The sequence below is a fragment of the Kineothrix alysoides genome (genome assembly GCF_000732725.1).
Lineage (GTDB): Bacteria > Bacillota > Clostridia > Lachnospirales > Lachnospiraceae > Kineothrix > Kineothrix alysoides.
The window spans coordinates 1,435,498-1,450,353 of sequence record NZ_JPNB01000001.1; the positions used below are offsets into that span (position 1 = coordinate 1,435,498).

13 protein-coding genes are annotated in these 14,856 nt (G+C 44.1%); 2 read left to right on the forward strand and 11 right to left on the reverse strand.

Annotation, left to right across the window (positions count from 1 at the left end):
- Window positions 1-28: 28 nt before the first annotated feature.
- The 5 genes from CC90_RS0106790 to CC90_RS0106810 form a co-directional block, all read right to left on the reverse strand.
- On the reverse strand, window positions 29-1,225 hold the full coding sequence (locus CC90_RS0106790; protein ID WP_031390041.1) for a ribonuclease E/G: 1,197 nt from the start codon (window positions 1,223-1,225) through the stop codon (window positions 29-31).
- Entirely contained in the window at window positions 1,225-1,941 is a 717-nt protein-coding gene (locus CC90_RS0106795) for a TIGR03936 family radical SAM-associated protein (protein ID WP_031390042.1), read from the reverse strand. The genes CC90_RS0106790 and CC90_RS0106795 overlap by 1 nt, the downstream gene beginning before the upstream one ends.
- Complete coding sequence (locus CC90_RS0106800) at window positions 1,925-3,796, reverse strand: TIGR03960 family B12-binding radical SAM protein (RefSeq protein ID WP_031390043.1); 1,872 nt, start codon at window positions 3,794-3,796, stop codon at window positions 1,925-1,927. The genes CC90_RS0106795 and CC90_RS0106800 overlap by 17 nt, the downstream gene beginning before the upstream one ends.
- Before the next feature lie 77 nt (window positions 3,797-3,873).
- The gene (locus tag CC90_RS0106805; RefSeq protein WP_031390044.1) at window positions 3,874-4,317 is read right to left on the reverse strand and encodes a hypothetical protein; all 444 of its coding nucleotides are present in this window, start codon (window positions 4,315-4,317) and stop codon (window positions 3,874-3,876) included.
- A gap of 59 nt (window positions 4,318-4,376) precedes the next feature.
- Window positions 4,377-5,192, reverse strand: coding sequence for a polysaccharide deacetylase family protein (locus CC90_RS0106810; protein ID WP_031390045.1), 816 nt, complete (start codon window positions 5,190-5,192; stop codon window positions 4,377-4,379).
- A 226-nt stretch (window positions 5,193-5,418) separates the two neighbouring features.
- Between CC90_RS0106810 and CC90_RS0106815 the strand changes: the two genes are divergently transcribed.
- Window positions 5,419-7,212: a heme NO-binding domain-containing protein gene (locus tag CC90_RS0106815; protein WP_031390046.1), complete on the forward strand. Its 1,794-nt coding sequence runs from the start codon at window positions 5,419-5,421 to the stop codon at window positions 7,210-7,212.
- Window positions 7,213-7,443: 231 nt separating this feature from the next.
- Window positions 7,444-8,862, forward strand: a complete 1,419-nt coding sequence (locus CC90_RS0106820) for an NCS2 family permease (protein WP_031390047.1) — start codon at window positions 7,444-7,446, stop codon at window positions 8,860-8,862.
- Window positions 8,863-9,035: 173 nt separating this feature from the next.
- Here the strand turns inward: CC90_RS0106820 and hisIE are convergent, their stop codons facing one another.
- The 6 genes from hisIE to CC90_RS0106850 all read right to left on the reverse strand — a co-directional run bounded on the left by hisIE (window position 9,036) and on the right by CC90_RS0106850 (window position 14,850).
- Window positions 9,036-10,331 carry a bifunctional phosphoribosyl-AMP cyclohydrolase/phosphoribosyl-ATP diphosphatase HisIE gene (hisIE, locus tag CC90_RS0106825; protein WP_031390048.1) on the reverse strand — a complete coding sequence of 432 codons (1,296 nt, stop codon included), beginning with the start codon at window positions 10,329-10,331 and terminating at the stop codon, window positions 9,036-9,038.
- Window positions 10,332-10,348: 17 nt separating this feature from the next.
- A complete protein-coding gene (hisB, locus tag CC90_RS0106830; protein ID WP_031390049.1) occupies window positions 10,349-10,936 on the reverse strand; it encodes an imidazoleglycerol-phosphate dehydratase HisB in 588 nt (195 codons plus the stop codon).
- 31 nt (window positions 10,937-10,967) lie between these two features.
- On the reverse strand, window positions 10,968-12,260 hold the full coding sequence (gene hisD, locus CC90_RS0106835; protein WP_031390050.1) for a histidinol dehydrogenase: 1,293 nt from the start codon (window positions 12,258-12,260) through the stop codon (window positions 10,968-10,970).
- 50 nt (window positions 12,261-12,310) lie between these two features.
- On the reverse strand, window positions 12,311-12,967 hold the full coding sequence (gene hisG, locus CC90_RS0106840) for an ATP phosphoribosyltransferase (RefSeq protein WP_031390051.1): 657 nt from the start codon (window positions 12,965-12,967) through the stop codon (window positions 12,311-12,313).
- Between the two features lie 101 nt (window positions 12,968-13,068).
- The gene (hisZ, locus tag CC90_RS0106845; RefSeq protein WP_031390052.1) at window positions 13,069-14,199 is read right to left on the reverse strand and encodes an ATP phosphoribosyltransferase regulatory subunit; all 1,131 of its coding nucleotides are present in this window, start codon (window positions 14,197-14,199) and stop codon (window positions 13,069-13,071) included.
- 117 nt (window positions 14,200-14,316) lie between these two features.
- Window positions 14,317-14,850, reverse strand: coding sequence for a Holliday junction resolvase RecU (locus CC90_RS0106850; protein ID WP_031390053.1), 534 nt, complete (start codon window positions 14,848-14,850; stop codon window positions 14,317-14,319).
- Window positions 14,851-14,856 lie beyond the last annotated feature (6 nt).

Here is a 14,856-nt window from a genome sequence, read left to right on the forward strand (position 1 = left end):
AAACTGGCTTCAGTTTCGTTTTTGTTTATTAAAGCTGTGAAATTTGTTCCTTCAATGGTCTGTTTATTTTCATACGGGTGACTTCCACCAATCCGAGAACAGTCATATCCACCAGATTCGTTTTCACCGGATCTCTTTTCAGCAAATCGCCAAAATGTGCCATTAACTTATCGCTATGCTCTTGCTTCCGCATATTGATGAAGTCAATGACGATGATGCCGGATATATTTCGCAGGGTAAGCTGAAGGGCTATTTCTTCGGCAGCCTCCATGTTCATGCGAAAAAAGGTTTCTTCGTCATCTTTTTTGGTACTCACCTTCCCGGTGTTTACGTCGATTACGGTCAAAGCCTCAGTGGGCTCAATAATAAGGTAGCCACCGGATTTAAGCCATACTTTCTTATCCAGCGCCTCCTTTAAGCGGGCATCTACGGAGTACAGCTTGTGAAGAGGGAGAAGCGCATCCTTATAAAGCCTTGCTTCACATATGCAAAAGGCAGGATGCAAGCGGGAGTATTCTGCTATCTCCTCATAAATGCCCTCGTCATCCGTCACGATTTCTTCGTATTGTCCTGCATAAGTATCCCGGAGCCGAATAAGGTAGTCTGAAGGCTTTTTATAAAGAAGGGAATAGCCGGTCCTATGAACGGACACTTCGGCCAATTCTTTAAGCTGCGCCGTTAATTCTTTCCATTCTTCCAGCAGGGGCGAATAATCCTTAAGATCCTTGGCATTCGTGCGGATAACCGTCCCAATCCCTTTTGGAAGCAATGCAAACTCTTCTTTCAGCGCCTCGCTGATTCTTGTCCTGACCTTCATCGATAGCTTGGAGGAATATGCGATACCCGGCCTTCCCAGAGATACGACACAGTATTTTCCGCTTAAAGAAAGAGCGCAGGTGGCGGCAGGCTGCTTCGTCTTTACCGCGTCCTTATTTATCTGTACTACAATATCGTCTCCGGCAAGAATCCTCCCGTCGTAGCTCCTATTGGTAAGGATGGGGTTTTTTGCCTCGCTCAGGGCAAGAAAACAAGGAAAGCCCGGCGCGATTTCTACGAAGGCCGCGTTGATATTGGCAGATATGTTTTTTACCTTTGCCACATAGATATTGCCGATAACGCTGCCCTCTTCTTCCTCAGCCGTCGCAAAGCGCAGGCGGTTGCCATGAAAAAGCAAGGATAATATTTGATGATTTCTTTTTAAAATGACATATTTCCTATCGTTCATTAAAATTCATTACCTACCGCATCCAATGATATAAATACAGGCTCGTCTTCTGTTCCTGCATTCGTAAAGGTATCTTCTCTTGTTATTTCCAATGCGAAGTCGGAAAGCGTACTGCCGTTTTCCGCTAAAAAAGCCTCGATGACCAGACCGGGCTTGATATTGCCCGAGCTGCTGGCATCCACCATCATGCGTATAACCCCCTGTCCATTTTCGTCTTTAACGGATTCCAGGGCATAGATAGAGGGTTTGATATCCATTTCTACTTCGCTCTTTTTTGTCTTTTTTGTAACCGGAATGGAGGGTCTGGCATAAAATGCTGCCGTCTGCGTCTCCCAGTCGAAATCAGGCTCATAGCCTTCTCGGAATCTCACGGTATATTTTGCCGCCGCCACACTGGCCATGGCGTTCATGGCGTCATCAGGCAGCTTAGTAACGCTTACGATTTCCATTCCGGGAACCATGGCATTATTCAGGCTATCCTTAAGCTCACTGGCGGAAGCCGCGGAAACCACTTCAATGTCCATATATTCCCCATGGCTTGTCAAACCTACTCCTAAGGGAGCAGCAAAGGACATGATCTGATGAGGGCTGAAGCCGCCCGAATAAGCAACATCGATGCCTGCGCGGCGGATAGCCTTTTGAAAGTATCTCATCACGTCCAAATGGCCGACAAAGCGTATAGCGCCGGACTTGGCGAATTTAATTCTTATCTTCATAGCACACACCTCCTCCGAATACGGCGGCGCCGCATCCAAGACACTGTATCCGGCAATTAGGAGATACGATCTCTTCCATCGCTTTGTCCCATTCTTTTTTCAGAAAGTTCTTAGTCACACCGCAATCTATGAAATCCCAAGGAAATACTTCATCCAGGGAACGTTCTCTCGTAGTGTAGAAATCAACGCTTATGCCGCACTCCTCGAAGGTCTCCAGCCATACGTCATTATGAAAATGCTCGCTCCACGAGTCGAAGAGACAGCCCTTTTCATAGGCCCTTCGGATAACCGCTGCAATTTTTCTATCCCCGCGGGCAAAAACGCCTTCCATAACGCTTACGTCCGCTTCATGCCAGTTATATTTGATGCTCTTTTGATTGAGCTGCTCCTTAATGGCACTGCGGGTGAGATATGCCTTTTCGATGAACTCCTCTTTAGTGCACATCTTTGCCCACTGAAAGGGAGTGAATGGCTTGGGAATGAAGAAGGAGGTACTGCTGACAATCTGCACCTTTCCGTTCTTGCGTTCCTCCTTTGGAACAGTCTCGAAAAATATGGCGGCTATCTTGTTGGATAAATCGGCAATACCTTTTATATCCTCCGGTGTCTCCGTAGGGAGCCCCAGCATAAAGTAGAGCTTTACCCTTGTCCAGCCTCCCTCGAATGCCATAGCAGCTCCTTTAAGGATGACCTCTTCGGTCAATCCCTTGTTGATAACATCTCTAAGTCTTTGGCTTCCTGCCTCGGGAGCAAAAGTCAGACTGCTCTTTCTTATATCCTGAACCTTGCTCATCACATCCAAAGAAAAAGCATCGATACGAAGGGAAGGCAGGGAAATGTTGATATAATTCTCCCCGCACTCATCGATAAGAAAATCAATAAGTTCAGGAAGTTTGGAATAATCGCTGGAGCTTAAAGAACTTAGAGAGATTTCCTCATGTCCGGTATTTTTTAACATTTCTACGGCATAGCCCTTCAACACTTCCACATCTCGTTCCCGTACCGGACGATAGAGTTGTCCCGCCTGACAGAAGCGGCATCCCCTGATACATCCCCGTTGGATTTCCAGGACGACTCTGTCCTGAGTCGCCTTAATAAAAGGGACTACAGGCTTCATCGGATAATAGGTATCGGAAACTGTCATCTCGATTTCCTTCTTCACAGTTTCAGGTATTCCTTCCTCCGTCGGTTTCATCCCGAAAATGGTACCGTCCTCTTTATAGTCAACAGCATAGAACATCGGTACATAAATGCCTGAAAGCTTGGCCGCCCTTCTCAGGAATTCTATACGGCTTTCCCCCTTCTTCCCGGAATCCTTGTATAAATCTATAAGCTCCCGGTACATGGTCTCTCCTTCTCCGATATAAAACATATCAAAAAATTCGGCGATCGGTTCGGGATTATAGGTACAAGGCCCTCCGCCGATTACGATGGGATGGTCCAGGGTCCTGTCCTTCGCCAAAAGGGGAATCTGTGACAGATCGAGAATCTGTAAAATATTCGTATAGCACATCTCATACTGAATGGTAATACCGAGGAAATCCATATCCTTTACCGGCTCCTGAGATTCCAGCGCAAAAAGAGGGATATGTTCCTCCCTCATAATTTTATCCAAATCGACCCATGGTGAATAAACCCTTTCACACCATACATCCTCAAAGCTGTTCAACATATCGTATAAAATCTGGATTCCCAAATGCGACATGCCGATTTCATATATGTCGGGAAAGCACATCGCCATACGAACGGATACTGTATCCTTATCTTTTACTACTGCATTCACTTCGTTGCCGATATAGCGGGCCGGCTTTTCCACCTGCAGCAGTATTTCATCTCTTAACGCAAGCTTGCTCATAATACTCCTATCTTTTTATAAGTATTTTGACTCATAAAAAGTGCTTTTACTCACTATGAGTTTTTTACTCATTCCTATTATTTTACATCATTAAATAGAGTATAAGGGAAATTATGCTCAAAATCAAATACTACTTCATCCAGACCTGTATCGAAATCCTTATTTATCTCTTCCTTCATCTGATTTATGCTAATGCCTGCGATACTTCCTTCCTCGGCATCGAGGAATAAAAAGCCTGCAAAAAGCAAGACCGCGATGACAAGCCTCAGCCTGAAGGAGGAAAAGGAGGTATGGACCGCACTTTCCCTGCCATTTTCCGAAGCCTGAAGCTCATAATCCTTATTATCCTTAAAATCGCCGTAATATCCTTTGGCATACAGCGGCAGTTCCTCTTGCTCATATTTTATATCTGTTCCGTACAGCATCCTTTCCCGACTCCTCATTCTCATTCTATTATCCTTGCTTTCCGCGCGTATCATCTGAACCAATTGTAACTTTTGATCGCTAGAAATATTACCCATGCAGCTTCGTCCTAACCAATTACTTAACAAAGACTATGCAGAAAAAAAGCGATTTATTCTCATTCGGTCAAATCCGACAAAGGTCTGAAGCTATACCCCATCTCTTCCCACTTCGTTAGAAGCTCATCCAGAATCTCCCCATTCGTCTGTGAGGTACTATGCAGCAAAACGATAGCCCCCGGATGAATTCTCCCTACCAGTTTTGAAAAAGCTTCTTCCTTCGTGGGTTGTTTATCCTGATACCAGTCCACATAGGCGAGGCTCCAAAAGAAAGTCTTATACCCCATTTCCTTAGCCATCTTTAAATTTTCAACGCTATACTTCCCCTGAGGAGGACGATAATACATACTAATTTCTTTTCCTGTTACCTGCCGGAATAAGTCGGCAACCCCGTCCATTTCCTTCCGGAAGGAAGCCATATCCGAAATTTTAGACATATCCAGATGATGATATGTATGATTCCCGACACAATGTCCTTCAGCTACCATCCTCTTTACCAGCTCAGGCGCTGATTCCAGGTAATGCCCCACAATAAAAAAGGTAGCCGGTGCATTATGTTTTTTCAGCGCATCCAAAATCGGTTCCGTATTTCCATTCTCATATCCCGCATCAAACGTAAGGTAGATAACCTTCTCTCCCTTATCACCTACGAAATAAGTGTCATACTTTTTCAATTCTTCCGCGGACGCTATCCCCGTAGGCTGTGTCTCATCCCCATATCCTCCAAGCCCCCAATTTTCACATTCTGCAGCGATTGCTGAGGTCGGCATCACTCTTTCCTTCACATATCCCAGTGCCCTTCCTATAAAAAACATAGAAATTAAAAACAACAGTACTAAGATTACTTTCTTATGGATCAATTGTTTAAGCTGCATATATTCTTCCTAAAAAATCTTTGTAACAATATATGGAATCTCTTCTCCTTTTATGAACCGGAAATGCCTTCTGAAATATGTGACAATCAAACAAAATATTCTTTGATATTTTCCCCTTTCTATAGTAAAATGAATTCAAATCATACAGTAATACCATGATATTTTTTTTAGTTTTAAATTATAGAAATAAATACGAAGAAATCTTATGACAAAGGAGATATTTATTATGAAAGGTACCGTAGTTTCTTCATGGATGGAATCCTGCCGCAAACTCTTCGGCGATCAAGTCGTTAACAGTGCATTGGAGCACTATCGTTTATCCTCCGACCATATTTTCACTCCTATCGAGGACGTTGCCGATGACGTTGCTCTCGGACTCGTAGATATGATAGGCAACAGCGTCGGAAAAAATCATCAGGAAATATGGGGGCTTATGGGCGAGGAAAATATTAAGACATTCAGCCGCATTTACCCCGGCTTTTTCCGTCACGAAGGTGCTTACCAGTTTTTGAAATCCATGAATGATGTACATATTATCGTTATGCGCCGCTTTAAAGGCGCCGTTCCTCCTCTTTTGGATTTGCAGCCGATCTCCTCCAGAGAAACCCTTTTCATTTACCGCTCCAAGCGCGGAATGGGCGACTATCTGGTAGGCTTGTTAAAAGGCGTTTCCAACTACTTCAAGGAAGACATTAAGACAGAGGTTCTAAGTAAATCCGCCGGTGAGATTCATTTGAAGCTGACCTTTGAAAAGGATATACAGTATACCAAGCATTTTCGCCTCAATCAGCTTCTCTCTCTTGGCATTTTAAAGAGAAGCTCTCAGAAGATTGCCCTGCTCAACACAGTTTTAATCGGAGCCCTCGGCTTCGTACTCTTTGATGACCCTGCAAAGTCCGCGATACTCGCCATTTCCACCTGTGCGATTTCTTTGGTTTCTTCTTATGTCATCAGCAGGCCTGCCAAACTGATTGCATCGGAGCTTCAAAGCCTGGCTGACAGAACGTTTTCTGAAAACGTAGAGCTTCACTCCAAAGATGAGAACGAAAAGCTCATGGAAGTTATTAATAGCTTAAAAGCCGTGGTTCAGAAGGATTTTATCGAGTTTAACGCTATTGTGGATGAGATGTATACTTTCAACAACTCGCTTTCCGGTATCGCTTCTACCATGCAGTCCACCTCCAATGATATTACGGATGTTCTGGACGAGGTTGCTGTAGCGGCTACTACGCAGGCAGAGGATACCGAAAATGTCGTTTCAGTACTGAATCAAAGCATCGGTAACATTACACGTATCTCTGACGAGAGCCAGAAGAACAAAGCAGAAATTGAGAATGCGGTGAGCAGCATTGAAAACAGTTTCCTCAACGTAAAGAATACTGCGGCACAAATCAATCAGGTACTGGATAAATTCGGCAAGATAAAAGATAACAGCAACGAGCTGCAAAATAACGCCGCTAACATTACTGAAATCGTCTCTATCGTTTCGGGCATCGCAAAGCAGATCAATCTTCTCGCTTTGAACGCTTCTATCGAAGCGGCCAGGGCCGGAGAAGCCGGCAGGGGCTTTACCGTTGTTGCTGAAGAAGTTCGCAAGCTTTCTGAGGAAACAAACAACGCGGTAGGGGAAATCAACATTAACCTTACCAACTTCGTTTCCAGCGTAGGCGAAGTAGTTGTAGGCATCGACACCCAGTATACCATTCTGGAGACGGAGAACACCTCTCTTATGGAAGCGGTGGCTACCTCCAATCACTCCAATGACAACTTAAAAGGAGTTTCGGGTCTTATGATCCAGACATCCCTTGACTTAAAAAAAGAGGCGGACCATATATCCTCTTTGTTCGACAGCATTCAGAATCTTGCGGCTATTGCCGAAGAGAACTCCGCTTCTACGGAGGAGGCAAGTTCTAACGTGGCTATTTACGTGGATCAGATCAGCGAACTGACTAAACAGATTTCTGTCTTCGATTCTATGATTAAGGCGTTCCAGGACGATTTGAAAAAGTATAAGATATAAGATAAGCTATCGAAAGAATAAGATGCAAAAGGGCAAAAAACGCGCAAAACGAGTTTTTTGCCCTTTTTATCTGAATTCTTAAAAATATATTAAAAATATTAAAAAAATCGCAACAAAAAGATTGCATTTCCTTTCGCATTCGTATACGATATATTCTGTCAAACAATAAACCATGCCGGGCGCTGGAATATTGTTACCAAAAAACACACAATTTAAGCAAGGAGAATAACAATGGAGAAACTATTCAAACTGAAACAGAACAACACCACCGTATCTACGGAAGTTCTGGCCGGACTTACCACATTTTTTGCAATGGCGTATATTCTGTTCGTCAATCCGGCAATGCTTTCCCAAACTGGCATTCCTTATGGCGCTGTATTTCTCGCAACCATCTTCGCTTCCGCTGTAGGTACGCTGGTTATGGCACTTTTCGCCAATGTTCCTTATGCACAGGCACCGGGTATGGGGCTTAATGCATTCTTTACCTATACCGTATGCTTCGGTCTGGGCTTTACATGGCAGCAAGCTCTCGCTATGGTATTTATCTGCGGTATCATTAACGTCATCATTACGGTTACCAAGATCCGTAAATCTATTATCAAAGCGATTCCCGTAAGTCTTCAGCACGCTATCGGCGGCGGTATCGGAATCTTTGTCGCTTACATAGGAGTCAAAAATGCAGGCTTATTGAGCTTTACCTCCGATCCCGGCAGAAATGTCGTTTTGGACGGCGGAACTGTCATTGCAGACTCCAGCATCGTTCCTGCTTTAGCAACCTTCAATACCCTTCCGATACTTCTTTCCTTGATTTCACTTATTTTGATGGTAGTACTCGTTATCAAGAAGGTGCCGGGAGCTATCTTTGTAAGTATCATTCTTTCTACAATAGTCGGCGTGTTTATGGGAATTGTAGATTTGAGCCAAGTCGGCATCGCATCCAACATAGGAACTTCCTTCTCGGAGCTTGGGACAACCATTGGTGCGGCTTTCGGTGCACAAGGAATGTTATCCCTTTTTTCTGATGTTACGAGGCTTCCGTTAGTTCTTATGACAATTTTCGCATTCAGCCTTTCCGATACTTTCGATACGATAGGAACATTCATTGGTACGGGACGCCGTACAGGCATTTTCAGCGAGAAGGATCAGGCAGAAATGGACAGCTCCAGCGGCTTTAAGTCTAAAATGGACCGCGCGTTGTTCGCAGACTCCATCGCTACTTCCATCGGAGCAATTTTCGGTACCTCCAACACTACCACCTATGTGGAAAGTGCGGCGGGCATCGGCGCAGGCGGACGTACCGGTCTGACCTCTCTTGTAACGGCAATTATGTTCTTGCTCAGCATTTTCTTGGCTCCTGTTGTAGGTATTGTTCCTACGCAAGCTACTGCTCCTGCCCTCATTATGGTAGGTGTTATGATGCTTTCCTCTTTTGCGAGCATCAAATGGGACGATTTGGCGGAAGCGGTTCCTGCATTCTTTGCAGGCATCTTTATGGCTTTGTGCTATAGCATTTCCTACGGTATTGCAACAGGTTTCATTTTCTACTGCATTGTGAAATGTTTGCGCGGTGAAGCTAAGAGCATTCATCCGATTCTTTGGGTGAGTACGATTCTGTTTATTCTGAACTTTGTAATACTTGCAATCATATAGTAGTTTTTGATAAAGCTTTACATAGAATCTCAACAACGGGCAATACGTTTCGCGTATTGCCCGTTGTTTAATAAAAAATCTCCGAACCTGCATGTGCATATCAATATCAACTATTAATATGTTAAAATTCGGTCCCGAGATTTCTATATTATTAATTTTATTATTCTTTATAATTATCTTTTTGCCAGTTCTTCTGTGATTTCCTCCCAAGTTACTCCCTTTTCTGCCATCAGAACCATCATATGATAGAGAAAATCAGAAATCTCATATTTGATTTCGTTGGAATTGGGATTCTTGGAAGCTATGACGATTTCAGTCGCCTCTTCTCCAAGCTTTTTCAGTATCTTGTCGATTCCCTTCTCGAACAGATAATTGGTATAAGAACCTTCCTTCGGGTGTACCTTTCTGTCCATGATAACATTCATAACAGCTTCGAACACCTTGAGGGGATTCGTTTCGTCGTATTCTTTTTTCAAGATTTCGTTGAAGAAACAGGAATGGCTTCCGGTATGGCAGGCCGCACCGACCTGAGAAACCTTTGCCAGAATCGTATCCATATCGCAGTCCGCCGTCAGAGATTTCACGTACTGGTAATGTCCGCTGGTATCGCCTTTTATCCACAATTCGTCCCTGCTCCGGCTGTAATAGGTCATCTTACCGGTGTGAACGGTAGCGTTATAGGCTTCTTCGTTCATATAAGCTACCATAAGAACTTGATCAGTCTTATAATCCTGAACTACAACAGTTATATGCCCGTCGGAATTTAACTTGAAATCGGACCATTGGAATGCTGCTTCCAAGGCGTTCACATGAATTCCGTTACCCTGACACAGCGATTTGATCGCAGGAAGCTCCTTGGCGTTTTCGTTTATGGCATGACCGGTAATGCCGCATATGGAAGGCACAGAAAGAATCTCAATCAGCTTATCCAGAGAAACCTCAGGCAAGGACACGAGAATCTTCGTCTCCCCATCCCATTTTTGGATACTTTCTCTTATGGAGCTTTCCTTCAAAAGAATCAGTTCATCCACATAGTTTTCAATCGTTTCCTTGTTTTGAAGAAGTTCCTCCGTATCAATAAAGCATGCGGCAATCTTTTCCTTGCCGAATTTTAAGGAAATCTCTTGTGTGATTTCAATGTTTTCAGGCTTGGAATAATTCAAGGCGGCTTTTCTGCAGCCTGCATAAAGCAGTTTCTTAATATCCTCCATCCGGTGGATATTGCCCGCTCCCGTTACCGGTATCTCCGTGTTCTGGCATATTTCCTTTATAATATCCAGAGCCTCGTCATGTTCTGCATCCCCCTTCGACATATCGAAAACCAAAAGCTCATCCGCATTGTTATCTCCATAAAATTTGGCAAGCTTCACTGGATTGGTATCAAGAATCGTAATATCAGATAAATTCTTGACCGCATTGCCCTTATATAAGTAAATGCAGGGAACTAATTTCTTATAGTTGTCGCTCATGTATATGCTCCTTTTTGCTACAGACTTCCCTTTGTACTCAGTACATCCGTAATTCTTTCGTCTTTCATTACCGCCTCATCCAAGGCCTTGGCAAAGGATTTGAACATCGCTTCTATCATATGATGATTATTCTCACCCGAAAGCATTTTTATGTGAAGATTCATTCCGGCAGAATAAGAAACTGCATAGAAAAACTCTTTTACCAGCTCCGTAGCGAGCCCTCCCACCATTTCGGAGGTAAACGTACAATCGAAGTCAAAATATGGTCGACCACATAAGTCAATGGAGCATAGCGCCAGCGCGTCATCCATAGGAAGGATAAAATAGCCGTAGCGTTTGATTCCAACCTTATCGCCCAACGCATTCCTTATCGCCTGCCCTAAAACGATTCCGGTATCTTCCGCCGTATGGTGTCCGTCTACGTTTAAATCTCCCGTTACCGTCACCTTTAAATCAAAAAAACCGTGCTTCGAAAAACCCTCAAGCATATGATCGAAAAAACCGATTCCCGTATGGATTTCGCTTTTTCCGGTGCCATCCAGATTCAAGATGATAGAAATATCGGTTTCCTTCGTTTTACGTTCTACCGTCGTGCTTCTTGCCATGGTATTCTCCCCCGTTTCCTTTCCCCTTCATTTACTGTTCAAATCTTACTTTAATCGAGTTTGCGTGAGCCGTCAACCCCTCACTTTGGGCAAACAGTTCAATATCTTCATGCACCTTTGAAAGTGCCTCCTTCGAATAAGAAATGATGCTGGTCTTCTTCATGAAATCATCCACATTAAGGGGCGAAAAAAACTTTGCCGTGCCATTTGTGGGCAATATATGATTAGGTCCCGCAAAATAATCTCCCAAAGGCTCGGAGGAATATTCTCCGAGAAAAATTGCTCCCGCATTGTTTATCTTGGTCATGATTTCGTAGGGATTCGCCGTTAAAATTTCCAAATGCTCCGAAGCAATTTCATTGGCAGCATCGATGGCATCCTCCATCGTATCCGCAAGAAGAATATAGCCATAGTTATCCAACGACTTTTTGATAATTTCTGTTCTGGATAGTTCCTCTGCCAACCGGTCCGCCTGCACGGACACTTCCTTTGCCAAAGCTTCACTTGTTGTAATAAGTATGGCGCTGGCCATCTCGTCGTGCTCCGCCTGGGATAATAAATCGGAGGCCACGTAGAGAGGATTGGCCGTCTCGTCCGCGATAACGAGAATTTCGCTGGGGCCTGCGATGGAGTCTATGCTTACGTAGCCGAAACAAGCCTTTTTCGCCAAGGCTACATAAATGTTGCCGGGGCCTGTAATCTTATCTACCTTGGGAACGCATTCGGTACCAAAGGCCATAGCAGCAATTGCCTGGGCTCCTCCTATTTTATATATTTCATCTACGCCTGCAATATCCGCAGCCACCAGCGTACCGGCATATACCTTACCGTCTGCGTCCGGAGGCGTTGTCATAATGATTCTCTTAACGCTCGCCACCTTGGCCGGAAGGACGTTCATCAATACACTGGAAGGATAAGCAGCCTTGCCGCCGGGTACATAAACCCCGGAAAGTCCAATGGGGGTTATTTTCTGTCCAAGCATCGTTCCGTCATCCTTCATATCGATCCAGCTGTTGTGAAGCTGTTTCTCATGAAAAATGCGGATATTGTCCGCCGCCCTTTTCATTACATTTACCAGCTTTTCATCCACTTTCTGATAAGCTTCCTCAATCTCCTCTTTCGTTACTCTTACGTTAGACGCATCTATTTCACATTTATCGAAGCGTTTCGTGTATTCGAATATTGCCTCATCCCCTCTTTCCCGGACGTTCGAAACAATATCAGAGACTGCCGATTCGAACTGCCCGTAATTATTGGGGCTACGCTTTAACAAGGTATTCAATAAATCTGTCTTTGACTCAGATGTTAGTTTTAAAATCTTCATGTCTATTAACACATCCTTTCGGTTCACTATATAAACGCCCTGAAACTGCCTTAAACTACCGAAATGCGCACCTTCAAATCATTTATTAACTTCTTGATCCGCTCCGTTTCCATCTGCATGCTCACCTGATTGACTATCATTCTGGCAGAAAGCGGGCAAATTTCCTCAAGTACTTGAAGCCCGTTCTCATTCAGTGTGGACCCGGTTTCTACGATATCCACAATGACATCCGACAGCTTTACGATGGGACCTAATTCCACCGACCCGTTCAGCTTAATGATATCCACAGTCTGATGCTTTTTATTATAAAAATAGTCCTTGGCAATATTCGGGTACTTACTGGCTACACGTATCCTCTCGTGATGCTGCAAAAGTTCTTTCGCGCTGTCCGGTCCGCACACGCACATCCGGCACTTTCCAAAGCCCAGATCCAACACTTCGTAAACCCGTCTGTTTTCCTCCATAATCGTATCTTTACCAACCACACCGATATCCGCGGCACCATACTCCACATAGGTCGGTACATCCGGTCCTTTGGAGAGAAAAAAGCGAAGCTTCAGCTCCTCGTTGACAAAAACAAGCTTTCTCGAACTCTTGTCTTTCATCTCCTCGCAAGTAATACCGATTTCTTCCAGCAATTCTAATGTTTTATTTGCAAGCCTTCCTTTTCCCAAAGCGAAGGTTAAATACCGGTTCTCTTTATTCATAACACCACCTCCTTCGCTTTTGCGAAGGTTAAATACCTGTTTTCTTTATTCATAGCACCACCCCTTCGCTTTTGCGAAGGTTAAATATCTGTCTTCTTTATTCATAGTACCTTCTCCTTTGCTTTCTTCGGGCAAAGGACTACCTTTTTACCTTCTTTTCGAAGCCTTCCTGCCGTCGTCAACGCTTCTTTATAGGTTTCATAGGTATATTCTATAAGCTCAGCCTTTTGGGGTGTATGGACATTTATATTCTGCCTGCTAAGTGCCGACATCAGATCGTCGATAACGATCATAAATCCGATAGCCGGTGCTTCCTTGCCAAAATGGCCAAGGAGGGTATCGTATCTGCCTCCTGTTACGATGGCCTCTCCCACTCCGTATGTATACGCCTTGAAGATTACTCCTGTGTAGTAATTATACATGCTGAGCATCCCCAGATCGAAGGATACATATTTCTCCACCCCGTATAGGCGAAGGGCTTCATACAGCTTCTCAAGACGCTCGATAGCAGCAAGGGAACGGCTGTTATGTACGAAAGACTTCGCCTGAGCCAGCGCTTCCATAGAGCCGAACAAGTCTGTAACCTTTAAGAGGACTTCGCGAAACTCGGGCTTAATATTTCTATCTGTCAAAAGCTCTTCCGCACCGAAGTAATTTTTTCCTGAAATATATTCACGAAGTTCCAGCTCCGTCTCTTCATCCAGGCCTGCTTCTATGCAGATTCCTTTGAAGTACTCCACATTTCCGATGCTTAGCTGAAAATCATGGATTCCCGTATCCAAAAGAGCCTCTATTATTAATGCTGCCAGCTCCGCATCTGCTTCCACCGAGGCGTCTCCGATGAGCTCTGCGCCCATCTGGGTTACCTCCTTCAGCTTGCCTTGCAGGCTGCTCGTGTTTGTAAAGGTATTACCTACATAGCAAAAACGAATGGGCACGTTCTCATCCATGAAATATTTCGCAGCGCAGCGCGCCATTGAAGGGGTGAAATCCGGACGCAGAACGAGAGTCTCGCCTTCTTTGTCAAAAAACTTATATAGTTCTCTGGATGGAGTGGTTCCAACTTCCTTGGAGAACACATCGAAAAATTCGAAGGTAGGTGTCTGAATGTCCTCATAGCCGTAGCTTCTTATCTTATCCAGAATCCATGTTTCTACCGTTAGTTTTTTTGTATATTCTGCTCCGTATATGTCTCTGACTCCCTCTGGAGTATGTAATAGCTTTTTATCCATAACCAGACATTTCCTTTCCACTTTTTCACTTCACCAAATTAAAGTGATAATTGGGTAGCATGTAAAACTATTGGTAGTATACCGTAAAAAGATTACCTTGTCAATGAAATGATGTATCTACTCTCTATCCTCCAAATCCTTCTGAAGCATATCCAGATAGGGGACGAAGATTCCGTTCTTCTTCGGAAGGATGTACTCCGGGTTGAGCTCCTCGAAACGAAAGCTCTTTCTTCCGCCACATACTGCCCTTTCCCAGAAAAAGCTCAGCATCTCGTAAGGAAGGTAATAGAACAAATCCTTATGTGTATAATAAATGATGAAAAAGGCGATTCCTCCCTGTTTCTCAAACTGCTTCATGAACTCGACCTGATGCTCATGTATATTCTGAAGGGCAAAAGTATCCGCAGAGCATTCCTTGGCGTCAAAGCATACAGGAATTCCCTGTACCGCCCCTATATAGTCCACCGTACTCTTCTGCTCGAAATAAGCGAGCGTAATATGCCTGCTTTCCTTATCGATAGCTATCGGTGTTATAGGTGTCGGGATTTTCTGAATCAGCGCCAGCCCGCTTTCTAAGTATCTTTCATTTGTTAAGTTAATCAGGTCCTCCAACGTAGAACCTCTTAAGCCTCTCGAATTCCATGTTCCCATTTCTAT

Bases quoted from the DNA above. Each gene is read 5' to 3' on its own strand.
- CC90_RS0106790 (WP_031390041.1), bottom strand. From the start codon at position 1,225: ATGAACGATAGGAAATATGTCATTTTAAAAAGAAATCATCAAATATTA.
- CC90_RS0106795 (WP_031390042.1), bottom strand. From the start codon at position 1,941: ATGAAGATAAGAATTAAATTCGCCAAGTCCGGCGCTATACGCTTTGTC.
- CC90_RS0106800 (WP_031390043.1), bottom strand. From the start codon at position 3,796: ATGAGCAAGCTTGCGTTAAGAGATGAAATACTGCTGCAGGTGGAAAAG.
- CC90_RS0106805 (WP_031390044.1), bottom strand. From the start codon at position 4,317: ATGGGTAATATTTCTAGCGATCAAAAGTTACAATTGGTTCAGATGATA.
- CC90_RS0106810 (WP_031390045.1), bottom strand. From the start codon at position 5,192: ATGCAGCTTAAACAATTGATCCATAAGAAAGTAATCTTAGTACTGTTG.
- CC90_RS0106815 (WP_031390046.1), top strand. From the start codon at position 5,419: ATGAAAGGTACCGTAGTTTCTTCATGGATGGAATCCTGCCGCAAACTC.
- CC90_RS0106820 (WP_031390047.1), top strand. From the start codon at position 7,444: ATGGAGAAACTATTCAAACTGAAACAGAACAACACCACCGTATCTACG.
- hisIE (WP_031390048.1), bottom strand. From the start codon at position 10,331: ATGAGCGACAACTATAAGAAATTAGTTCCCTGCATTTACTTATATAAG.
- hisB (WP_031390049.1), bottom strand. From the start codon at position 10,936: ATGGCAAGAAGCACGACGGTAGAACGTAAAACGAAGGAAACCGATATT.
- hisD (WP_031390050.1), bottom strand. From the start codon at position 12,260: ATGAAGATTTTAAAACTAACATCTGAGTCAAAGACAGATTTATTGAAT.
- hisG (WP_031390051.1), bottom strand. From the start codon at position 12,967: ATGAATAAAGAGAACCGGTATTTAACCTTCGCTTTGGGAAAAGGAAGG.
- hisZ (WP_031390052.1), bottom strand. From the start codon at position 14,199: ATGGATAAAAAGCTATTACATACTCCAGAGGGAGTCAGAGACATATAC.
- CC90_RS0106850 (WP_031390053.1), bottom strand. From the start codon at position 14,850: ATGGGAACATGGAATTCGAGAGGCTTAAGAGGTTCTACGTTGGAGGAC.